Genomic DNA, 22961 nt, shown 5'->3' on the forward strand with positions numbered 1-22961 from the left:
TTCGCGGCGGCTGTGCGCCGTGTTGCTGAACCCGGCAAATCGCGGATTCACTCGCGCCAATCCTTCCTGATATGCCCCGCTGGACCTCGTGCAACGTGCTGCAGTTCGGGCTGGACTCGCGTCGTATATGGCAATTCGACGGCAGTTCATTCAAGCTCCGCGGGGATCATGTCGCCCGAGCGGGCGAGCCGCTGCCGCAGGGTCTTGCCACCAAGAGCTGGAGTTCGCTTTACCAGCCGAAATTGAACATCGCGTGGCTGCCAGCCGAGCATGTTTTCATTCGCGTCGCGCAGTTCCCCCAGGCCACGGCCGAAGAAACGCAGGCGATGGTTGAATTGCAGATGGAACGGCTTTCGCCGATTCCCGTGACCCAGGCGGTTTGGGCCATGCATCCCGTCGGCACAGTGATCGGAAACATGCAGACGATCATTCTCTTGATCGTTTCGCGAAATGTAGTTGAGGAATTCCTGGGCCGGCTGGAAGGCGAGGGTTACCTGGCGGACCGATTGGAACTCCCGCTGCTCGACCAGCTTCAGGCCACGGAACCCAAGGATGACGGCGCGTGGATTTATCCGGAAACGCGCGGGTTGCAGAAGATGGCTGTGGTGGCCTGGTGGTACGGCGGTGTCCTGCGCAACGTTGACCTGATCACCTTCAGGCCAGGTGCGCAGGGAGCGATCGGCATCAAGGACCAGCTCATGCAAATGGCCTGGGCCGGCGAACTCGACGGCTGGCTGACGGGCGCTCCCAAATGGCATCTGGTTGCAGATGACCAGACGGGAGCGGAGTGGTTGGAGCCACTGGAGCAAGAACTCGGTGGACCGCTGGAACGTGTCGCACCTCTTCCCGCCGCGGAACTCGCAGCGCGCGCCGCGCGCCGGGCTGCGGCCTCGGAAGCAAAGACCACGCTGCTGCCTGCAGAATTTGGCACGCGGTACCGCCAGCAATTCGTTGATCGGCTTTGGATGCGCGGGCTGGGCGCCGTGCTCGCCATCTATGTTCTTGGCCTCATTGTTTATTTCAGCGCAGTCGGATTTGTGCGTTACCAGACGACGAAGGCAGAGACCTTGTATACGGGGCAGGCGCAATCGTACACGAATGTGATGCGGTTGGATGCGCAGTACAAGGTGTTGAAGCAGCGCCAGGAATTGAAGTATGCCGCGCTCGATTGCTGGCAGGCCGTTGCCGAGACAATGCCTGCGGGGTTGACCCTGGATGCGCTGAATTTCAGTGGCGGACGGCGCGTGTCGTTAAGTGGAACGGCCCCGGCCGACCAGGTCGGCGCGGTGATCGACTTCAGCGACAGCCTGCGAAAGTTTGTCGTTCGCGGGCAGCAGTTGTTCGATCAGCAGAAAAATGAGCCGCCGCACACGCAGGTGATGCCCGGCGGGATTGTTCGCTGGACGTATGATCTCGATCTCAAAAGGACGGGCGAATAAATGAACGGCTACCTCTCACGCCTCAATCCCGCGGAACGCCGGTTCGTCATCGTCGTCGGCCTCGTATTCTTTGTTGTGATCAACGTGTTCTGGATCTGGCCACACTTCGGTGACTTGACGATGTATCGAAGCCGGCTGCAGCAGGCGCGCACGAACTACAACACACGCCAGGGCGTGCTCGCCCAGGAACCGAAGCTGAAGGCGGACATTGCCAAGCTGGCGAGCGAAGGCGGTTATGTTCCGCCTGAAGACCAGGCGACGCACTTCCTGCGCACGATCCAGGTGCAGGCAGCGCAGAGCGGCGTCGGATTTCAGGGAAGCTCCCGCACATCGACGAGCACGAACCAATTCTTTTTGGAGCAACTGCAGACGGTGACCCTTATCTCGCGGGAGGAACAGCTCGTGGATTTTCTCTACAATCTGGGTTCCGGCAACTCGCTGATTCGAGTCCGTGAAATTTCGGTTCGACCGGATCAGCAGCGGCAGAGCCTCAATTCCGTCGTCACCCTCGTGGCGAGCTATCAAAAGACAACCCGCGCCCCGGCCGCCGCACGGCCTGCATCCACAGCGGTCAGGCCGCCCGCGACATCCGGAGCGCCACCGGCCAGGACCCCTGGACCGCCCACGACACCGGGCCCGCGGCCAGCGGCTCCGCGACCTTCTTCCACGACCCCCAGCAACAAATGAAAACCATTGTTCCGATTTTTCTCCTGGTATTTGTCGTCTCCTGCATTCAAAGCACGCGCAAGGCGGAACCCGCCGCAACAGTTGCCGTGGAAGAGCCCACGTTCCAGGAGTCCGCCGCCGTTGAGCCTGTGGCCGCGCCCGCGTTGATTGACACGCCGCCCATTACGGCACCGCCTGCAATCGAGGTTCCCGCAGAAACTCCAGTAACTGAGGAGCCGCAGGCGGAAGTCGTACCGCCAGGCAGCACGGCCGCGCAGGTGGCTCCACCGGCGGGGAGGGTTCCCGGCGCGGCACCCGCTGCCACCGCCGCGGAAGGCGCTCCCCCCGCAGCCGGTGAGACGCTTTCCGACCCCGAACAAATCATTCCCGCGGGCATGATTGATTTCAGGAATACTCCGCTGGAACAGGTTTTGACTGTGTATTCAGAACTGGTCAATCGCACGCTGCTCCGTCCTTCCACGCTCCCGGCATCACAAATCACACTGACAACGCGAACAGCTTTGACGAAACGCGAAGCCGTGCAGGCGCTGGACAGCGTGCTCGGCCTCAACGGAATTGCGATGATCAACGTGGATGAAAAATTCGTGAAGGCGGTCGCGCAACCACAGGCCGTGCAGGAAGCCGCGCCGCCCGACACGCGCCGCGCAGCGGAGTTGCCTGAGTTCGGGCCGGTCCTCACGCACGTGGTCCAATTGAAGTACACGAAACCGGCGGAGGTCGTTCCCGCGTTGCAGCCCTTCGCGAAATTGAACTCCATCCTTCCCGTTGAAAGCACACAGATCCTCGTCCTGCGCGATTACACCGAAAATATCAAGCGCATGCTCGAAATGATCGAGCGGATCGATATCGTCGTGCCGGGAGAATTCGTGTCCGAAGTGATTCCCATCAAGTACGCCAAGGCAGCGGAAATTGCTGATGCATTGAACAGCCTGAGCGGCAGCGGCGGCGGCAGCACAAGCATTGGCCGCAGTACCGGAAGCACGCGGCCCGCAGTTGGCAACACCTCTGGCGGACTCAACCGCCCTGGCGGACTCGGTGGCGTCGGCGGCTACAACCAGGCAAATCCTATGCAGTCGGGTGGGATCGGCGGGATTGGCGGAGCCGCGGGATCAGCGCCCGGAAGCAGCTTCACCGATCGCCTGCGCAACATCGTGCAGCGCGCGGCGGCGTCGGGCGACCTCGAGATCCTTGGGAAGACGAAGATGATTGCCGATGAACGCAGCAACTCACTCCTGATCTTCGCGTCACGCGCTGACATGGACATGATCAAGACGGTCGTGGCAAAGCTCGACGTCGTGCTTTCGCAGGTGTTGATCGAAACGGTGATCATGGATGTGAACATGGGCAATACGCTGAATTACGGCGTGACAGCAGGGCAGCATCCGAAGACGAATGCGCTGGGAACCATCGGTGGCGTTTACAACAACGGCGGCTCGCTGGGAACGCTTGCGAATTTCTTTGGCGGGGTTTCGACCAACGGCGGAGGGAGTGCCTTTCCTCAATCTTCGGGCCTCACCTACATGGGCCGTTACAAAGGCGACCTGGACGTGGTGGTGACCGCTGCGGCGACGGATTCGCGCATCAACGTCGTCCAAAAACCGCGCATCCTGACATCGCATGCCACACCCGGCTCGATCTTTGTCGGAAGCACCGTTCCTTACGTGACCAGTACTTACTACGGCGGCGGTTTCGGCGGCGGCCCGAGCTCGTCCTACCAGCAATTGCAGGTCGGCATCGGGCTCACCGTTACGCCTTACATCAATCCTGAGGGATTGGTGGTGATGCAGATCGATGAAACCATCGACGAAGTGAGTGGCTCGATTCCGATTACCGGCGTCGGCGAAGTTCCCACCACCACGAGCCGCAAGCTTTCGGCCGAAGTGGCTGTGAACGATGGCGACACCATTCTTCTCGGCGGCTTCATTCGCAATTCATCCAACAAAAGCGATTCGGGCGTGCCTTTGTTGAAGGACATTCCGTTGTTAGGCGCGTTGTTCAGCAGCAAAAACAACTCGAAGGCGCGCAACGAGTTGCTCGTCTTGATGCGGCCTACCGTGCTGAAGACTCCTGAAATTGCGGCAATGGCAACCGTCCAGGAAAAGAAGAGCATGCCTGGCATCAGCAATGCCGAGGCCGAAGTGCAGGAGATCGAGCGCCTAGAGTTGGAGAAGGAAGAAAAGCGCGCTGCCGCCCGGCGCCGGGCCGCAGAGCAGCGGCAGAACCAGCGCTGATTGCGCGATTGCAGTCGGCAGGTTCCAAAACCTGCCCGGCGCAGCCTGGCAACCGTTACGAATCAGCACCGCAGTCCAACGCGGCACAACGATGAACGCACGATATTTTGAAGACTATCAGCTCGATTCGACCCGCGACACCACGGGCCGCACGATCACTGAGGCCGACATCGTTTTGCACGCTGGGCAGACGGGGGATTTTTACCCGCACCACATGGACGCCGAATGGTGCCGCACGCAGCCTTTCGGCCAGAGGATCGCGCACGGCACATTGATCTTCAGCGTTGCCGTCGGAATGACTGCCGGTGAGATCAATCCGGTGGCGTTCAGTTACGGATACGATCGGCTGCGCTTTATCAAACCAGTTTTCATTGGCGACACGATTCATTCGCGGGTGACGATTCGTGAGAAGCGCGAACACAAGAAGCCGGAGTTTGGGATCGTGGTTGAAGCTCTAGAGGTGCTGAACCAGCGGGGGGAGACAGTTCTTGCCTGTGAGCATCTCCTGATGGTGGAGCGAGCCAGCCGCGCTGAAAAACCGGCCTGACCGCTCGTGCCCTTTGCGGCGCGGAACCGTTCGAACAGAAGGATTGAGACGGGCGGGTCATAACCACGAACCAGAAAGCGCGGCAGAGCCACAACCCAAACCGAAGGGGGAAAACGGGTTTACGCGAATTGCGCTAATTCTCACGAATTGAAGAGGGGGTTTAACCACGGATGGACGTGGATGAACACGGATTCGGAAACAGCCTCGTCTGCCTTTTCTCTGCTACCTCTGCGAGCTCCTGTTCGATGTTTTCCCGTGAGGCGGACGTGTCGAATGGTTCTGCGCTCGGGATGAATCGTAGGAGCTGCGCAGTCCTTGTCGGTTGAGCGCAAACGGCCAAGTCAACAGGCACCGGCATTGTGCAGTGACGCTCTGGGCCTTTCCCCCTGGGGCGGGAGGCAGGAGAACCAAAACGGAGAATTTGAAGCCAATGGCTTTTACTTGTTGACCTGGCGCCATGATTGGCGGCAAAAGTTGTTACCGCATTGTAACGGTCCATTCACACGGCCGTCACGAAAACTGGCCAGCTTCGGTTCGATGCAAGAAGTGAACGATCAACGCCCGGAGCAACCCATGAGTTTCGAAGAACGGAAATCCGCCCTACGCGTTCGTGCCTCGGTCGGCAACCCCCACGGAGCTTTCACGCTGATTGAATTGCTGGTGGTGATTGCCATCATCGCGATCCTCGCTGCCATGCTGCTGCCGGCGTTGGGGAAGGCGAAGGCCAAGGCGCAGGGCATTTCGTGCATGAATAACCATCGCCAGTTGATGCTGGCCTGGCGCATGTACGCCGAGGACAACAAGGACCAGCTGACCTTTTCGTTCGGCGGCAATACAACGAATGAGCTCACTCAGTATACCTGGGTGCAGGGGCACATGGTGGATGATCCTGGGAATACCACGTATTTCGACGTCACCCCGCTGGCGCCGTATCTCGGCCGAAGTCATCGCGTCTGGAAATGTCCCGGTGACATGACGGCCAAGGTGCGCAGCATGTCAATGAATTATCTCGTGGGCGGAAATGGTGTGACCGCGCCCAACTATTACGGCATGTGGAGCGGGTTCCATCAGGATTTCCAGGTGTTCAGAAAACTCAGCAGCATGCGCAATCCTGCGATGACGTGGGTCATCATGGATGAACGTCCTGCCAGGATTAATGATGCCTACTTTGTCGTCGATCTGGCGAATTTCGATAATCCGCGCGGCATGGAAATCATCGATCATCCCGGCATTCAGCATATGAATTCCTCTGGCCTTTCGTTTGCTGATGGCCACGCGGAAATCAAGCGTTGGAGGGATGCCCCATTCCTTACAGCGAATCCGACAGGACGTGTGCCTGCCAATAACAGCGCCGACCTGCGCTGGCTCATGGAACGCACCTCGCAGAAAAAATAATTCCCGCGTACTTAATCCCCAAACCCAAAACCTGCCTATGAAGACGCACAAAAAAAGACCCATCCTGCTGGCCATTCTCAGCGCCCTGGCGGTTCTCGCCAGTCACACTGCGCCAGGTGAAGAACTGTTCCATTTCAAGTTCGATGAAGGTTCGGGGGGCAAGGTCGCAAACACCGCGGGAACGCTTGCTGGATTTCTTGGAACGCAACAGGTCGATCCCGACAGAGATACCGTCGCGGTGGAAACTGACTCGCCTTCAGGCGTCCCCGGCGACGGTTCGTTCTCGAATCTTGGGAACGGCTTTCTGATTGGCGATGATCCCACCCGCGTGCTCGACATCACGAATGGCCCGATAACGCTGGAAGCGTGGGTGAAAATCAACGGCGCCTTTGCGAAGCCAAACGAAGGCATCATCGCTTACGGCAACTCCTACAAGATGGGACTGAAATCCGGCCGTTTGGTTTTCACTCTCTTTGGCCAGCGTGACGTCACAAATACCGTCGCCGGCGGAATCCCCGCCGATCAATGGGTTCACCTGGCAGCGGCTTGGACGCCGGGTGTGGGCGTGGATTTCTACGTGAACGGAGCCCACAATTTTGTGGAGGTCACCAATCTTCGGGCACGTCCGATCAGTCACACCCTTTTGAGCCTCGGCTCGGAAGGCGTGAACAACGCCTTGGTGGGATCCTTCGATCGAATGCGGATTCATAACGCGGTGCTCGCCGCTGGTGAACTGGATTCCACAGCCGCCACGGTGGCTCCCACTCTTGGCAGCACGATCGTCAGCTATAATTTCAATGAGGGATCATTTCCGGCCACGAATTCCCTCGTGCCCGCGCTGCCCGCGGAAAGCGCCGCCGAGCTTCTCGCCACCATGACAGGCCGTCCGTTTTGGACCGAGGGCGTGACCGGTCTGCCGGGCGACACTGCCTTGGAGTTCTTCGGCACGAACCGGGTTACCATTGCGGATCCGACGCCACTGATTGTCACGAATGCTTCAAACGGCGACTACACGCTGGAAGCGTGGGCCAAGCTGCCGGTGGACTATGCGCCATCCGCTCGCGGCATCATGTTTCAATACACGGGCATCCCCGGTTTTGCTTTCGCGATCAACAACAACCGCACGCTGCACACGACGGCTTTTGGCAAAATCGATCGCACTTCCACGGCCGCAGTGCCGAATGACGGGGAATGGCATCATCTCGCCGTGGTTCATCGGGACGGAGCCGCCTTCGAGTTCTACATCGACGGCGCTTTGATCGAAACCATCGCCTACACCGCGGGCGTGGGAGTCAACCAGACGGCCAAGACCATCACCGTGGGAATGGCGGCGTCGGGTGCAAATCCGTTCACGGGAACGCTCGATCGCATCCGCTTCAGCAATGCGGCCCTCGCGCAAAGCGAATTCGATTTTCCACAGACTGCAGGCGCACCCTTCTTCGGAACTCAGCCGGAGGATCAGACGGTTGTGATCACGAGCAACGCGACCTTCACCGCGACCGCCTTCGGAATTGAGCCGTTGAGTTTTCAATGGCAGTTCAGCCAAACTGGGAATCCCGGCACTTCGGTAAATCTGGCCGGTGAGACGGGCGCCACGCTGGAATTGGCCAATGTGGGAAGCGGTGATGCGGGTTTCTATTCGCTAATTGCGGAAAATACGTCTGGCGTTGTGACTTCCCGGCTCGCGCGATTGATTGTGAGCACGGGACCGGTGATTCAGACCCAGCCAACGAACCTGGTCCGCGTGGTGAGCGATTCCGCAGTGTTCAATGTTGCGGCAGTCCCCGCGCCCGGCTTCGAAAATGTCACCTATCGCTGGCAGTATGGCGGCACGGGAAATTCGGAACCGAAGTCGGAAATTCCCGAGGCGAATCAACCGACGCTGGTTTTGAACAACCTGCAACTAACGAACCAGGGCTTCTATTCGGTGATCGTCAGCAATTCCGGTGGCTTGATCGAATCGGAGACTGTGAGGTTGACGGTCACTGCGCCCGGAACGCTTCAACAAATGTGGCAGATACTTCCCGGTGAGCGGCCGTACGTTACAGAATACAATGCCACCGCCAATCTTCGGGATCTCGAGCGTGGCATGGCTTACAACCCGGTGACGGATCATTTGCTGATTGCCGCCCGCTGGACGAGCCCGAACGTGAAAGGCATCTTAATCGTCGATGCTGACACGGGCGCGCACATCGGGGAATTGAATGGCGTTTCAAACATTGTCACGGGCGGCACCATCGTGCTGACCCGGATTGATACTTCTGACGACGGGGCCATCTACGCGTGTAACTTCGGCACCTTGAGCGATGCGAATCCTTTGAAGATTTATCGCTGGGCGAATGAAACGGCGGAGCCGACGATCGCGTATCAGGGGAATCCGGTGGCGGGTACCGGTTTGCCCAATCAACAGTGGGGCAAGAACATGTCCGTTCGCGGCTCAGGCGCGAACACGCGAATTCTCATGGACAACCGGAATTTCCTGGCGGTCTTCACAACCGAGGACGGCGAGACATTCACCCCCACATTCCTCTTGCCGGAAGGTGAGGCGGATGACTGGAACCGCTCGCTGGTTTGGGGCGAAGACGGCACAAACTTTTGGGGAAAATCCAATGGGCGCCCGCTTAACCAGTGGGCATATCAGGCCGGATCGACAAACGCTCCGTTAATCCGCACCTACTCTGGCAATCCTGGCGGAGCGATTGAGCAAATCGGCTTCGATGAAACCTATGATCATTTCGCGGGTTTCACAGTTCAGTCGGGTCCGGATCAAGTTGAGTTGTATGACATATCAGACCTAATTCGCGGGCCGATGCTCGTTGATGTCTCTCCGTTTGCTTCCGACAATCCTCAAACCGTCGGATACGGAAACGTGCTCATCAGCCGCAATCGCGTGTTTGTTCTGAATCCAAACAACGGTGTGCTGGCCTTGACCTACGCCCCGCGGCTCAGCATTCGTTCTGAGGGTGCAAACGTGATCGTTTCCTGGCCCAGGACGCTGCCTGATTATGCCAATTACACGTTGAAAGTCGCGGATACCGTGTTGCTCGCCGACGCTGAAACCGTTGCGCATTCGGCCGGTGCCGAGAGTTACCATGCCACCGTGCAGGCTGGTGAATCTCAACGTTTCTTTTTCCTGACCAAGGAATAGGAGTTTCGATCGCGGAATAAGCCGGGAAGCAGAGTCGCCTCTGCTTCCCGGATACTTTTGAGGTCCTTTGTGCCTGCCCGTCGTCATTAAAATGCCGCCTATGTTTAACCGCTTAGCGTTGATTGCAGCGACGCTGCTTTTCGCCATCGGCTCATCAAGCTGTTCACATCGTCCAAAAACGACGGCGCCGTTCACCTTCCGGGTGATGACGTATAACATCCATCACGGCGAAGGGATGGACGGCCGGATCGATTTGCGGCGCATCGCGAATGTGATTCTTGAAGCGCGAGCGGATATCGTTGCTCTGCAGGAAGTCGACAAGGGTGTGGAACGAACGGGGAAAAGGGATCTTCCATCAGAACTGGCGGCACTCACTGGGATGACGTGCGTGTTCTCGAATAATCATCCATTTCAAGGTGGCGAATATGGCAATGCTGTGCTGACGCGATTTCCGGTCAAGCGGGCAGGCAATCATCATTTCAAGATGCTGCAGGCGAAGGAGCAGCGCGGGCTGCAGGAATTGGTCCTGGATGTCGACGGGCGCAGGCTGGCCTTTCTCAACACCCATTTACACGCGGGCCAGCCGGAAACGGAACGATGGTCGAGCGTTCAGGAAATCGAGCAGAAATTGAAGGATTACGGGCAGCTTGCCCTTCTGCTGTGCGGCGACATGAATGCTGTGCCGGACAGCAGGGTGATCGCCCGCCTGGCTGGAATTCTGGATGACACGTGGCTGCTGGCTGGTGAAGGCGATGGATTCACGGTGCCATCAACGGGAGCGCGCCGGCGCATCGATTACATCTTGAAATCGAGATATCCCAAACTGAGACCGCTAAAGGCCTGGGTCACGCAGACCGAGGCATCGGATCACCTGCCGCTGACAGTAGAATTTGAATGGCGACGGGATTCCAGCGAGGTCAAATAAGTTTAATTTCAAAGAGAGGACCAACAGCGCCGTTTACCCGGCAGTTCGACCTCGGCTGGACGCTGATTGACGCGGTTCAAAGTTGGCTGCCTCCCGCTGAGCGGTCTTCCTCTACACGAAATCCGGCGGAGGGCCTACTCCACTCCAACACGATAAATGAATCCAACGCCACCCAGTTGTTCAGCCGAGGAAACCAGGTAACCCGTTGTTCCCGCGTTCCCAACAATGTTCGTTTGAATGGTGGTAAAAACAGGTGGATTGTCCGCGAGAGACGCATGCTCCACGAAATAGACGCGGCCTGCAACGCTGCTCCACGATATCCGCATCCCCGTCGGGGACTGCGATGGCGCAAAGAGTTGCAGCACCGAAACCGGGTTTGTGGGGTTCGTCCCAGCGATCCATTCCTGCCAGTTCGAGTGTTGATCAGAATCACTGTCTATATGATCCGCAGCGCCGCCAGTTTGAAGCTGGTGTTCCTGCAGCCAATGCGTGAACTCCGAAACTCCGGGGGCTTGGAATTCGTAGGCTCCGATATCGATGCGCGGCCCAACAATGCGGGCGCGGTCATCCAGATCTGCGACCCCTGGAGTTCCAGCGCCGGCATTGATGCATGGCGAGTTCGTCTGCAGCCTGAAGTTGCCTGCCCCTGGATTGACCAGGATGGGAGCGCTGGAGAGATTGCTGATTCCGGCGGAAAGCGGAGTCAGGCAACTGTAAGTGTTAGCCGTTCCGAAATAGTTAGGATTGATCGGCGCGATGTTGGAATAAACGATACCGCTGGAAACGGTGGCGCCGCTGGTGGAAAAGACACCACCGGCCTGGTTCGTTGCGAAGTTTTCCACAATGGTGCAATTGCGGATCATGTAGTTATTACTGTTGTGGGCCGCGCCCCCGGTCTGTGCGCGATTGTGAACAACCAGACATTGTGTCAGGCTGCCAAAATAAGCTCCGCCACCTTGGAGAGCGCTGTTGTTAGAAAGGACGCAGTTTTGCAGGCTTGCATTATAGGCGCCGCCGCCGTTCAGGCCCGCACTGTTGCTTCTGAGGAGGCAGCGAAGCCAGATTCCGCCGACCACTCCGCCCCCATTGGTGCCCGCGGTGTTTGCGACAACCAGTGTGTTGGACGACGGGGGGAAGATCACGCCAGGTGCGAAGAAACCGCCGCCGCTGTTGATGGCGTGGTTGTTCATGATGACGCAGCCGTCGAAGCTTCCCTGGTACGCGCCTCCTCCTGATGCTGCGCGGTTCTCGGTCATGGACGAATTCTGGATTCGTGCCGTGTTCACGCAATATATTCCGCCGCCGTTGGTTGCGGCAGAGTTGGCATGGAAGACGGAATTGCTGAGTGTTCCGATCGCCATGAAATGTCCACCGCCGTGGCCCGTGGCGACGTTTCCAACGTAAACGCATCCCGCAACATTGCCCTGGTAGGACCCGCCGCCGTTAAGGGCGAGGTTTCCCCCGAGCACGCAATCCTGCAACCCGGCGTTGTAGCTGCCTCCACCGTGCAGTTGGGCCACGTTGTTCGAGAAATGAGTGCCGACGAACGTGACGCTGCCGTTCGAACCCCACGCGCCCCCGCCATTCTTTCCGGCGGTGTTTTCTTCAACCCTGCCTTGATATAAAGTGCGAACTCCAAACTCGGCGGCGAAACCGCCCCCATTTCCCTCGGCCGAGTTTCTGACCAGGTTCCAGTTCGTCAAGGAATGAAAGGCGTTACCCGAAGCGAACCCGCCACCGTCGCCGTTGCACACATTATCGATCACCAGATTATCGTGCCCTGCAGGCGTTAGGGCACCAAATCGCGCGCCAGCCCAGAATACACCGCCTCCCCGGCTGGTCGCCTGATTATTTGAGATTGTGCACGAGATGAGAATGGAATCGTAAACGCCTCCTCCGAAACCTGCAGAGTTCTCGGAAACGTGGCATCCGATCAGCAGTGCGTTGGCGACCCCACCGCCTCGCGGGGCTGAGTTGCCGGTTATCTGGCATTGCTTCAAAGTTCCCGAGAAAGCTCCGCCGGCGGTGTTGGTAGGTGAGATGGCGGTTATTGAGTTCGAGATCATGATGCAATTCAACACGAGTGCATTTGTGGATTCACACCAGACCCCTGCGCCATTGCCCGTCGCGATCAAGCGGCCGAATTCGATAGTAAATCCCTCAAGTGTAGCGCCGTCGCTGAGATAGGCTCCTCGGACGGAAATATCATTTGTGGATTCCCCAGGCGAAACTCCGAGGATCCTGGTTACTTCAGGTCCGTTGACACTGCGCAAGTGAATGGGCTTCTCCAACGCAACTCGGTTGGTCGCGCCATCGAAAACAACTTTTCCTCCTGTCGAATATAATCCGTTCGTGACCAGCACAAGGTCGCCGTCGCTCGCAATGTCGATAGCATCCTGGATGATGGTTGCTGCTGTTTGCCAGGTTGCATAAGGAGGAACCGGATTGCTGCTGTTGGAATCGACGTGCAGCGTCGCGCCGAACGACACGCCGCTCCACAAAAGGTAGAGGAGCGCCAAAAGGGAACGCTTCGCTTTCATAGGAATCGCGAGACTTGCAAAGACTTCATTAGAAGTCGATCGGGTATTTGCCTTACTGTTTCAAACGTGTCCAGAACTTAGCCCGAACTGGAAGGTGCATTTTGCGATTTGAAGTGAGGAAGATTAACCACTGATCGACGCTGACGAACCCAGATTACGGAAACAGCCTCCTCTGCCGTTTCGCTGCTGCCTCTGCGTTCTCCTGTTCAATGTTTTCCCGTGAGGCGTTTTCGGATTTTGAATGATACGAACCCCGCGCATGCGAGGCTCAACGCGACAAAAGGTTTAACAGCAATCTGCGAAACCACGAACATGAATCAGACGAAACCCGCCGGGAGGTGCGGCGCTTCGCAATTGCGTCGCGGGCATCTCCAGAATGCGAAAAACTGACGGGGTGACACGGCGTTTTGCCTCGAAATGAGCAAGAGCCATTGCGTTGCGGATCGGCTTTTGGCAAAGAGTGTATCCACCATGAGCACGATCTCCCGCCGCAGATTCATTCGCCGGATTGCAAGCACAGGCACCGTTCTCACGCTCAGCCCGTGGATCAGTCGAATGGCCTTCGCACAAGGCCGTTCGCCAGCCCGTGTCGCCGTCCACAAGGCTCGCTTCCATGCACAGATCGATCGGCGCCTCTTTGGATCTTTTCTGGAACATTTGGGACGCGCAGTTTACACGGGCGTGTATGAACCGGGTTCGCCCCTTGCTGATGCGCATGGCTTTCGCAAGGACGTTACTTCCGAAATCAAGGGAATGAATGTGCCGATCATGCGCTATCCCGGCGGAAATTTTGTTTCAGGTTATAACTGGCTCGATGGAGTGGGTCCCAGGGACAAACGTCCAACGGTTCTCGAACGCGCGTGGAACTCGCTCGAGACAAATCAATTCGGCACCAACGAATTCATGCAATGGTGCAAGCTCGTGGAAACCGAGCCGCTGTTGGGTTTTAATCTCGGCACGGGAACACCGGAGATGGCGGTCGCATTGGTGGAATACTGCAACGTGGAGAAGGGAACCCGCTGGAGCAACTTGCGGCGCGAGCATGGATTCGAGCAGCCGCACGATGTCCGATACTGGTGCCTTGGCAATGAAATGGACGGCCCATGGCAGATGGGTCACATGCCCGCGCGTGAATACGGCCGCAAGGCGCGCGACATGGCGCGGCAGATTCGCGTCATTGATCCCTCATTGCAGCTGATCGCGTGCGGATCCAGCAACACCATCCTTTCCACTTACCTTGTGTGGGACCGTGAAGTCCTCGAAGAATGTTACGACCAGGTCGACGGCATTTCGCTTCACAATTATTACGGGAACACTCCCGAACTGACGCGCAACAATAGCGCGCGGTTCCTCGCAATGAACCTCGACATGGAACGCCAGATTCAGGAGATCGCCGCGGTCTGCGACTATGTGCAGGGCGCCCTGAAATCGCCGAAGCGGCTCTGGCTGTCATTTGATGAATGGAACATCTGGTATCGTGCGCGTGCGGCACGGTTTCGCGACGGCAAGCGCGCTTTCGCTCCGCCTTTGCTGGAGGAAATCTACAACCTCGAAGACGCCCTGCTCGTCGGCGGCTTCCTCAACACGCTCATCCGCCAGTCGGAACGCGTGCGAGTCGGCTGCATCGCGCAGATCGTCAACGTCATTGCGCCTTTGATGACGAATGCCACGTCGACGATGCGGCAGACCATTTTTTATCCCTACCTGTGGGCGCTTCATCATGCCCGCGGCAAGGCGCTTGACCTGATGGTCGAATCAGAAACCTATCCGGTTTCGTCGGAAGGATTGCGGGCGGACTTCGCGAGAAACCTTCAGGTGCCGTTTATTGACATTGCGGCGACCTGCGATGAATCGCGTGGCGAAGTGTGCCTGCTGATTTTGAATCGTGATCTTGATGGCGACCGTGAAGTGTCAGTGGAATGGCAGGACCCGGTGCCGGCGCGCGTGGTAAAATGCGAGTCGATTACTGGGCCCGATTTAAAAGCGGCGAACTCGTTCGAGCGGCCGAACAACGTGGTTCCGCAGAAGCTGGAACCGCCGCAACCCGGCCGTCGAATGACATTCAAGCTCCCGGCTCGATCCTACACCGTCGTAGTTTTGGCCGCTTCGTGACCGCGGGTTGCCTTGAGTCGAGCCCGGGTGGCAAAGCAAAATAGCGATGAAAACCAAAGCGATTACTGGAGGGTGTTTGTGTGGGGCGGCGCGATATGAAGCGACCGGCATGTCCTACGACATCACTCACTGCCACTGCACGGATTGTCGGAGGAGCAGTGGCGCGCCCTTCGTTACATGGGCATCATTCAAAAGGATCGAGTTTCGGTTTGTCACGGGAAAACCCCGGGAGCTGGAATGGGCTGGGCGCATTCGTTCCTTTTGTCCGCAATGCGGCACACCTTTGACGTTCATTGCCAATCGCGACGCCGAAGAAGTCGCCGTCACGGTATGCAGCCTGGATTCGCCTGAGACTATAACGCCCGCTGACCACACGTGGGTGCAGGATCGGCTGCCTTGGATTCATCTCGCCGACGGCCTGCCCGCGTATGCCCAAGCAAAACAATCAAACGTCTAGCAAGCGGGATCTAACCTAAGCCCAACGCTCTAAGCCGCCCGCTGCGAAGAAGCCCAATGCAGGGGGCGTCAGGCATCTTGCGTGACGTAGAGGGCGCGCATCCGTGCCGCCCGGAAAACCGTTAAGCACGAACGACACTCAACTCTCTCAATGCGCCCGGCCTCGTTTGAGGTTCCTTCCACCGGGAGCCCGGTTCCACGGCGGGAAAGGATGCCTCTGCCGCGCTTGGCGCGCGCAGCCCGTTTTGCTGGACTTGCGTGTTGGAGCACAAATCGCATACCGGGCGCCGCGATGAAAGGAGCATTGACGCCACTGCAGGTTCATCTTCACGTTGCAGCCATTCTGCTGGGATTCTTGGTTTGCTGCGATGGAGGTCCAGCGAACGATTTGTTCGTTAATGCCTCAGTATTGCTGGGATTGCCTTGTGAAGCCGAAGCGGACGATCGCCTGGCAACTGTCGAGCCGGAGGAGGGCGGCGAGGACTGGTTCGAGCGGACGCTTTGGTGGCGATGGACGGCACCTTCCAATGTCGCAGTCCGGGCGTCATTGACGGGGAGCGATTCGGGGCACTACGGCGAACTCTTTACGGGCACGTCCATCACGAATCTATTGCCGGTCGCAACGATCGCATTTGGTGATGCTACTTTCGAGGCAGAAGCCGGCGTGACCTACTTCCTGCGAAGCGTGGCAGGCTTCAATCAACAACCGCGTGTTCGCATCGCCTTGCATCCAGAACCTGTTCGTAACGACGCCTTTGCGGAGCGTCTGCAGATCCCAACTGGCGTAACAAACCTTCCGGGGTCGACGATCGGAGCCAGCACAACCGACGCAGAGTCGTTGCGTTTTCCTGAAACATTCGGGGGAACGGTATGGTATGCAGGAACGTCGCCCATCTCGGGCACGATGGCCGTCTTCGTGACCAATCATGTAAATGGCACCTATCCGGAATTGCGGGTGGCGCTTTACAGTGGTTCGCGCTGGCGGGACTTGAAGCTGTTGGGCACAGGTTTGTTCAGTGCAATGGGAAGACTCAAGGCTGGCATGCCTTACGTAATTGCGATAGGCGGGGAGTCCGCGGACTTCGGGCTTTCGTTGCATTATCCGTCAAGACCGTCCAACGACGACTTCATTGATCGCATGAGCCTGGAGGGCAGCGTGCAGGTTGTCTCGGGTGAGAATTATAGCGCGACAGCCCAGCGCAACGAACCCGAACTGCGCAAGGGATCCGCTGGCGCTTCGGTGTGGTATGAGTGGACGGCTCCGGCAGACGGCAGTGTCACGTTGACTGTCGAGGGACGGGAGTTCCGTCCGCTCGTGGGAGTGTATCGCGGAAATGCGCTGCGCGAACTGCGGAAGGCGACGGATTCCATCGAACCTGCGAATTCAAGTGTTTGGCAGACGTGTTACTTCAAGGCGAAAGCGAACACGAAGTACGTTTTCTCCGTGGATGGTTTCTCGCGTGGGATGGCCGGTGCGTTTCAATTGTCGCTTCGTTTAACGACATTGAAGATTGTTTCACCTGCGCCCAACTCTGTCATTTCCGCAGCAACACCTCCGATGTTCGCTGTTAATGTGCCCGATCCGGAATGGGACGGCGTTCCTAGTGTGGTCGAATACTATCTTCAATCTGCCAGCGGCAATTGGGTTTCGCTCGGCAGGTCGTGGTCTCAGCCGTTTAGTCTAACCCCAACGAATCTTCCTCCGGGAAGATATCTCTTGTTTGCCCGAGGATCATCGAGCTTCGGCTCCTTTGTCAGTCCTCCCGTGCCAGTGGTGATTAGGCCGTTTAGCGACGATTTCAAGCACTCGATTCCGTTGAGCGGTTATTTCTGGACGTTCTGGGGATCCACGGCATCCGCCACGCGGGAGAGGAATGAACCCGAGCATGGCAACGACTCGGTCTGGTGGCATTGGACGGCGCCCTCGGACGGCACCGTGAAGCTTGGGATGACACCCGAATTGCGGGCGGCGGGACGGTTCAAAGCGTATTCAGGGAATCGCCTGCACAATCTGAAACCCGTGCAGATCGTTAACGACCGAAACATGCAGCCCACACTTCGCGTCAGCGCGGGAAAACAGTATCGATTTGTTGTCACCGCGGATCGTCGCAGTCGTGATGAGGGAGCTGATGAATTCGGGATCTGGGGTGAAATGTTGACCGTTCAGATCAACACCCCGGGCAGGGTGTTCCGCCAGCCTGTGGATATTCCCATCACGCTGACAACGACCGAAGACCTGGGAACGATCCAGCGCGTCGATTACTTTGCGGAGGATTCAACCAACGTTTTCATCGGCTCAGTAACCCAGCCTCCGTTCGCAATTGTTTGGAGCAATGCGTTTTCGGGGTATCCGTCGATTCACGCCCGTGTCGTTAAACACGACGGGTCGGAGGCGCCTGGCGGATCGAGGAGCATTGTGGTGCGGCCGTTGAATGATGATTTCACCAACGCGGTGGCGCTCGGTTCTGGAACCAACCTGCTGATCTCAGCGCGAGTTGCGGGAGCGACGAAGGAGCAGGGAGAGCCGGCGCACGGTTCGGAACAAGGTGTTGGCTCGGTTTGGTGGCTTTGGACGGCACCCGCGAATGGGCGTCTTCGGGTTACGCGTGAGACAATGGATTTCAGGGAAAGCATCGGGTTATTCACAGGCACGAGCGTTTCACATCTGACCAACGCCGCCCCGGACTACCCATTCACGTATATCGAAGCGGACGTCGAGGCTGGACGCACGTATGTCCTTGTGGCATGGAACGTTCAGGACAGCGCCGCAGAGATACAGCTTCGGTTCCATACGCCACCGCTCAACGATCATTTCGAGAACCGCCTGAATGTCAGTGGCGAAGCGGGTGTGTTTGAGGGGCACACCGTCGGCGCCACAGTTCAGGATGGCGAGCCTGGATGGTCTGGTTACAGCCATACGGTCTGGTGGAAGTGGTCTGCGCCGCGAACGGGACTTTTGTTTTTTCAAGACCTCCAACCCCTCCAGACGCTGACTTTGTATCGAGGCCAGAACCTCACCAACCTGTCCTACATTGGTGAAGGTTCTTCGCCGCTTGAAGTCGCAGCGGGGACTGAATATGCGATTGCGTTGTCCACGTCTTCGGAACTGGATTTTGTGGGAGGCAGGCTTCAGTTCGTGCCTGGAGAAACAAACGACGCCTATGCAGGGCGGATCACCCTGGCAGGAACCAATGTTGTTTTCTCGGGAAGCAATTCTGGCGCGACCATGGAGCCTGGCGAGCCTGCTTCCCGATACGATGTGGGACGCACATTGTGGTGGCGATGGACGGCTCCGGGAAACGGATCACTCTATTTGCGCCTCAGCCCTTGGTGGCAAAGGTCGGTCGGGGAATTCGATGTCTACGAAGAGGGACAACTGAGCAATCTGGTTGCTGTTGTGCCTGCCAGAACCGACTTGCCGCTTCGCGTGCACGGAGGCTCATCCTACTCCATCCGATGGGACGGCCAGCGGATTTTCGATCAAGCGGCCACGCTGGAACTTCAGTGGGTGCCATCGCCTCCGAATGATGATTTTGCGAACGCAATCGAGGTGAACGGCATCGTCACGGTGACGAACGGTTCGTTCCGGGGTGCAGGTCTGGAACCACTGGATTTCCATAGGTTTTACTCAGCCGCCAATTCGGTTTGGTACACGTGGCGCGCCCCACAATCCGGGGAGTTCAAGGCGATCTTAAAGGATGCCGATCAGGGAGCCCGGATTCGGATTCTGCGGGGAGCAACGTTATCCAGCTTGCAGGAAATTGGCACCGCAGTGGACCCTAATGAGAGCCGCTTCGATGCAGTCTCGGGACTCACATATCATGTCGCGATTGCTGGCGTGCCCGTATGGGAGCCGGACATGCCGGAATACGGAACGTTCGTTTTGGAAATCAGGCATGCGGATGAAGGTCAGGCCAGTGGCGTTCAGCCAGCCTGGCTGCGTCCACGCGGTTTCGATTTAGACGGCTGTTTCCAAATCGAAGCGCATTGGCCCCCCGGCGCCAGTTACGAAGTGGAAAAGTCGGATGATCTGATCGAGTGGCAGCCTCTTGAGACCGTAGTCTCGCCTGGATTGCCAGAGTTGATCACCGATTGTTCGGCCGGCGAAAATGAAACGCGATATTACCGATTTCGGCAAAGATGAACGCTGTTCCGAAAAGTCCGACAATGTCCCTCCAGAAAGGAATCATGAAACGAGAAGTGCTGTTTGAACGCCGGGAGCAGGCAAGCCGCACGGAGGCGGTGATGTGGTTGATCGTGGCCGTATCGGTCATCGCCGCGATTTTTGCGTTTCTGAACTTGGGTTGGCTGGCGGCCCTCGGATTCCTTCTCGTAGGCGGTTTGGCATACGGTGTTTCGCGGGTGCTTGAGTTGATTGGCGAGGTGTTCGCGTCGATTCACGCTCTCGAGGCTTCGACGCAGGAACGGACAGCCGTTGCGGCTGGAAAAGTAGCCTAGGGCGGAGATCTGGAATTCAGCGCGACCCGCCGTTACGGCTTGGGCTCAGGGATTTCAGGGCCAAGTTCCTTGAGCGAACGGATGGGATGAAACGGGAGCAGCAATACCTTAGGCACAAAGAACACGGGCTCGCTCCGTGGTTCCTGCAATGTTCCTGTGAATCGATACTCAAATATCTTGCTCACGGGCCAGAGCGTCAGGCTCAGGAGGCGTCCGACCACCCACGTATCACGGAAGAGTTCAGCCTGCGCCCGCGCATCAATTCGATGATCGTCCAGGCGGAGAGCGCCCGCATATTGCAGGCGCATCATGGACGCGCGGATTTCGAGGTCCTCTGTGCGCGCTACTCCATTGGTGATCACAAAGGTCATCGCGCCCTCGCGCGCGCGGCTGCTGCCCAGCGCGAGACCAGGGGCGACGCCGTCGAGCACAGGCGAGAGCACGCCGAAAATCGGCATTTCCCAGATAAGTCCGTCAGTCAGGGTTGCGCGGCCTGATCCGTTGATCGTGTCGAGATTTGTGGAGATGCCGCTGGTGATCGTGAGCCGGCCGTTCAGCCGGCCCTCCAGTCTGTTGGTGCGGCCGGTTAAACCCGCCATCAACAATCGCAAGTCCGCATCGTTGGCCAGGACATCAAAGCTGTATCGGGCCTGATCGTTTTCTGAGAAGTCAAACGCCGCCTCGCCTGTGGCGGTTCCGCGATAAAAGCTGGCTTGGATCCCGCGGAGTTCCAATTGTTCGCCGCGCCAGTGAACCCGCCCGGCTACCGCAGGCAGCTTGAATTTCCACCACTCAAACGAGGTTCCCTCCAGTTCGAAATGCAGGTCAGCGTCGCGCTCGTGGCGCATGGGAATGACTCCATTCACCCTCGCCTTGACGGGTTCGTGAAAACGGTAGGGAGCCATGAGCTTCCCAATCTTCGGCCCTACCGCACGAGAAACTGCCTGCGGATCCGCAAGCCCGACCGCGTTGGTGAGATAGATTTTTCGCGCGGCGATATCGATGTCCAGGCTGCTGGCGGAACCGTGTTCCATCCCGCGCTGTGCCTTCGGCTCGATGACGCGGACGAAGAGGTTGGTGTATTCCACGATTCCCACCGCGTTGTCGAACGACTCGCCGTGAACGGTGAAGTTGGTGGCCGCGATATGCAGGCGGGCGCCGATGCTTTGGTGATCGTACCAGCGTCCCTGGATTTCCCCGTCGATCACGGGCGGCTGGGGAAACTTCAGGATTTCGTAAACTCGGTGCTGCTTTTCGCCCAACAGCGGCTTCAAGGCAAGCGGATCAATGGCAGTGTGGATTCGAAAGTAATAATCACGGGTGGCTTCATTTGAAATGTGCTCGAGGCGGACGATTCCTTCAGGCCGATGCGCAACGAGGCCGGGCAGGCGCCAATAAAGATTCGAGTAACTGAAATGCGAAGTTGCGGCGTCGAATGTGATCCCGCGAAAGCTTCCCGTGTTCACGGCGAAGTGGCCGTCGAGCCGGATGCTGGGGCGAACTTCACCACGCCAGTCCGCGTTTGCAAAATTGGTCCAGGCAGGCAGGTGAAGGCTGCCGGATGCCTGCAGTCGAGGAGCGCGGTTCCAGCCAAACTGCATGAGCCATTGCCGGCTTTTCTCCGTGAGAAGCGCTGAAATTCGATGTGGATTAAAGTCGGAAGAACCGGAAAACGTAAACAGCCGCGTGACGACATCGATGGCTGCCCGCGCGTCGAGTCCGCCATCGTACAGGCGGCTTGTAATTTGGTTGAGCACGAGGTTGGTTCCCGACCAGCCGCCCACGCACGAAGCTTCGTGGAGATTCAGCTTGGGCGATTCCACCGAGCGCAGCTGGCATTTCCAATTCACGACATACGGAACGAGGTTCGTCCACCAGGTTCCCTCGAGCTCGGTTGGCAAGGGAAGACTTGAAGGCCGGAAGGCGGCGCTGAGCTGGACCTGTTCGGCGCGGCCCGCGTTGGAGTGCAGCTGCAACGCCTGGATTTCGCCGCTTCCAGAAGCGGGCAGGGGATTGGTCAGGCTTTGGCTCCACTGTGCGTTGCATTGTGCGTTCCTCGCGGATACCCATGGCGTCACAACGGAATCTGCGGAAACCGAGGCGCGGGCGTGGGCGAGGTTTGTATTTTCAAGCAGGGAAACCAGGTGCAGGTTCAGGTGCAGCTGTGTGACTTCAGCCCAGGGCGTTCGGGCCGCGGCAGCATCGAGCGTGATTTCTGCGTGCGATAATTCGTTGCTTGTGGCCGGCAGCAGAACGGCGGTGAGGAAGCCGTTTTGAATCGAACCCCACGGGGTTTCGGCGTCTGGCGTGTTGATGTTCAGGCGCACCGTGAAACTTTGCAGGTCCAGCGCATCGCCCGTGAAATCCAGGTGCAATTCCGGGGTCGTGGCGAAGTGAATTCGTTCTAGAAGTTTTGCGAGCCGCTGCAGTTTCTCCTCCACGGCGCCAGGCTCCTGGCTTCGCCGCTTCGGACGCAGCATGCGGAGTGCGGACGCGTTCGTCACGACGCCGCCGAGATGGAGGTTGGCTCCGGCGAATTGCGCCTGGAAGTTTTCCAGCGCCCAGAGATCGCCCGGCATCAGTCGCAACTCCGTGTTGATGTTTTCGAGTGCCAGCTTTCCGCCTTCGGGTGCCGCCGCGAGTTCCCACGCGAGTTCGCCCTGGCGCAGAACGAGGCCGCGGACCTGAAGATGAAATTTCAGGAGCGCGCGGTAATCCAGTTGAAGCTCCGCCTCGTTGGCTGAAAAGCGCGGGCCATTCGCACTGGCGGCACGGGTGAAGCGCACCTGTTCGGCCACGATCCCGCGATGCCATCGCCACCGAATCCGGCTGAACTCAAGGTCCAGTCCCTGCGCGTGCAATCGATCCAGCAATGGTTTCTTGACGAACTCCGGGATGCCGGCCTGATTCAGGTATAAGAGGCAGCAGAGCAGGATCAGGATGCAGCTCCAAACCGCGATGCGAAACCGGCGGAAGCAGATGCGGCAGGTTCTCCAGAAACGTCTTGGTTCCTTTGCAGCCAT

General features: G+C 58.1%; 13 protein-coding genes. 11 read left to right on the plus strand and 2 right to left on the minus strand.

The genetic code is table 11. The annotated features are described in order from the left end of the window. Positions 1–71: 71 nt before the first annotated feature. The 7 genes from VEH04_02915 (at position 72) to VEH04_02945 (ending at position 10372) form a co-directional block, all read left to right on the plus strand. Positions 72–1439 carry a hypothetical protein gene (locus VEH04_02915; protein HYG21708.1) on the plus strand — a complete coding sequence of 456 codons (1368 nt, stop codon included), beginning with the start codon at positions 72–74 and terminating at the stop codon, positions 1437–1439. Then, positions 1440–2126 carry a hypothetical protein gene (locus VEH04_02920; GenBank protein ID HYG21709.1) on the plus strand — a complete coding sequence of 229 codons (687 nt, stop codon included), beginning with the start codon at positions 1440–1442 and terminating at the stop codon, positions 2124–2126. Further along, a complete protein-coding gene (locus VEH04_02925) occupies positions 2123–4357 on the plus strand; it encodes a secretin N-terminal domain-containing protein (protein ID HYG21710.1) in 2235 nt (744 codons plus the stop codon). Before VEH04_02920 ends, VEH04_02925 begins: the two co-directional genes overlap by 4 nt. Before the next feature lie 91 nt (positions 4358–4448). Continuing rightward, positions 4449–4904 (plus strand): MaoC/PaaZ C-terminal domain-containing protein, encoded by a 456-nt coding sequence (locus tag VEH04_02930; protein HYG21711.1) that lies wholly within the window; start codon positions 4449–4451, stop codon positions 4902–4904. Positions 4905–5477: 573 nt separating this feature from the next. Beyond that, a complete protein-coding gene (locus VEH04_02935; GenBank protein HYG21712.1) occupies positions 5478–6299 on the plus strand; it encodes a prepilin-type N-terminal cleavage/methylation domain-containing protein in 822 nt (273 codons plus the stop codon). A 37-nt stretch (positions 6300–6336) separates the two neighbouring features. Then, positions 6337–9447 carry a LamG-like jellyroll fold domain-containing protein gene (locus VEH04_02940; GenBank protein ID HYG21713.1) on the plus strand — a complete coding sequence of 1037 codons (3111 nt, stop codon included), beginning with the start codon at positions 6337–6339 and terminating at the stop codon, positions 9445–9447. Between the two features lie 100 nt (positions 9448–9547). After that, positions 9548–10372: an endonuclease/exonuclease/phosphatase family protein gene (locus VEH04_02945; protein ID HYG21714.1), complete on the plus strand. Its 825-nt coding sequence runs from the start codon at positions 9548–9550 to the stop codon at positions 10370–10372. Between the two features lie 134 nt (positions 10373–10506). On the opposite strand, the gene VEH04_02950 is transcribed toward VEH04_02945, so the two are convergent. Beyond that, entirely contained in the window at positions 10507–12912 is a 2406-nt protein-coding gene (locus tag VEH04_02950) for a choice-of-anchor Q domain-containing protein (GenBank protein HYG21715.1), read from the minus strand. Positions 12913–13383: 471 nt separating this feature from the next. Here VEH04_02950 and VEH04_02955 point away from each other — a divergent pair, with 471 nt between their 5' ends. The 4 genes from VEH04_02955 to VEH04_02970 all read left to right on the plus strand — a co-directional run bounded on the left by VEH04_02955 (position 13384) and on the right by VEH04_02970 (position 19938). Next, the gene (locus VEH04_02955; protein ID HYG21716.1) at positions 13384–15024 is read left to right on the plus strand and encodes an alpha-N-arabinofuranosidase; all 1641 of its coding nucleotides are present in this window, start codon (positions 13384–13386) and stop codon (positions 15022–15024) included. 46 nt (positions 15025–15070) lie between these two features. After that, on the plus strand, positions 15071–15481 hold the full coding sequence (locus VEH04_02960; GenBank protein HYG21717.1) for a GFA family protein: 411 nt from the start codon (positions 15071–15073) through the stop codon (positions 15479–15481). 291 nt (positions 15482–15772) lie between these two features. Further along, positions 15773–19624 carry a hypothetical protein gene (locus tag VEH04_02965; protein ID HYG21718.1) on the plus strand — a complete coding sequence of 1284 codons (3852 nt, stop codon included), beginning with the start codon at positions 15773–15775 and terminating at the stop codon, positions 19622–19624. Between the two features lie 44 nt (positions 19625–19668). Further along, positions 19669–19938 carry a hypothetical protein gene (locus tag VEH04_02970; protein HYG21719.1) on the plus strand — a complete coding sequence of 90 codons (270 nt, stop codon included), beginning with the start codon at positions 19669–19671 and terminating at the stop codon, positions 19936–19938. 32 nt (positions 19939–19970) lie between these two features. Here VEH04_02970 and VEH04_02975 read toward each other — a convergent pair whose 3' ends face one another. Next, entirely contained in the window at positions 19971–22961 is a 2991-nt protein-coding gene (locus tag VEH04_02975; protein ID HYG21720.1) for an AsmA-like C-terminal region-containing protein, read from the minus strand.

This window comes from Verrucomicrobiia bacterium (assembly GCA_035629175.1).
In the GTDB taxonomy this organism is placed as follows: Bacteria; Verrucomicrobiota; Verrucomicrobiia; order Limisphaerales; family DASXHY01; genus DASXHY01.

Excerpts from the sequence above, each read along its gene's own strand:
- VEH04_02915 (HYG21708.1), top strand. The coding sequence starts at position 72 with ATGCCCCGCTGGACCTCGTGCAACGTGCTGCAGTTCGGGCTGGACTCG.
- VEH04_02920 (HYG21709.1), top strand. The coding sequence starts at position 1,440 with ATGAACGGCTACCTCTCACGCCTCAATCCCGCGGAACGCCGGTTCGTC.
- VEH04_02925 (HYG21710.1), top strand. The coding sequence starts at position 2,123 with ATGAAAACCATTGTTCCGATTTTTCTCCTGGTATTTGTCGTCTCCTGC.
- VEH04_02930 (HYG21711.1), top strand. The coding sequence starts at position 4,449 with ATGAACGCACGATATTTTGAAGACTATCAGCTCGATTCGACCCGCGAC.
- VEH04_02935 (HYG21712.1), top strand. The coding sequence starts at position 5,478 with ATGAGTTTCGAAGAACGGAAATCCGCCCTACGCGTTCGTGCCTCGGTC.
- VEH04_02940 (HYG21713.1), top strand. The coding sequence starts at position 6,337 with ATGAAGACGCACAAAAAAAGACCCATCCTGCTGGCCATTCTCAGCGCC.
- VEH04_02945 (HYG21714.1), top strand. The coding sequence starts at position 9,548 with ATGTTTAACCGCTTAGCGTTGATTGCAGCGACGCTGCTTTTCGCCATC.
- VEH04_02950 (HYG21715.1), bottom strand. The coding sequence starts at position 12,912 with ATGAAAGCGAAGCGTTCCCTTTTGGCGCTCCTCTACCTTTTGTGGAGC.
- VEH04_02955 (HYG21716.1), top strand. The coding sequence starts at position 13,384 with ATGAGCACGATCTCCCGCCGCAGATTCATTCGCCGGATTGCAAGCACA.
- VEH04_02960 (HYG21717.1), top strand. The coding sequence starts at position 15,071 with ATGAAAACCAAAGCGATTACTGGAGGGTGTTTGTGTGGGGCGGCGCGA.
- VEH04_02965 (HYG21718.1), top strand. The coding sequence starts at position 15,773 with ATGAAAGGAGCATTGACGCCACTGCAGGTTCATCTTCACGTTGCAGCC.
- VEH04_02970 (HYG21719.1), top strand. The coding sequence starts at position 19,669 with ATGAAACGAGAAGTGCTGTTTGAACGCCGGGAGCAGGCAAGCCGCACG.
- VEH04_02975 (HYG21720.1), bottom strand. The coding sequence starts at position 22,961 with ATGGCTGCAAAGGAACCAAGACGTTTCTGGAGAACCTGCCGCATCTGC.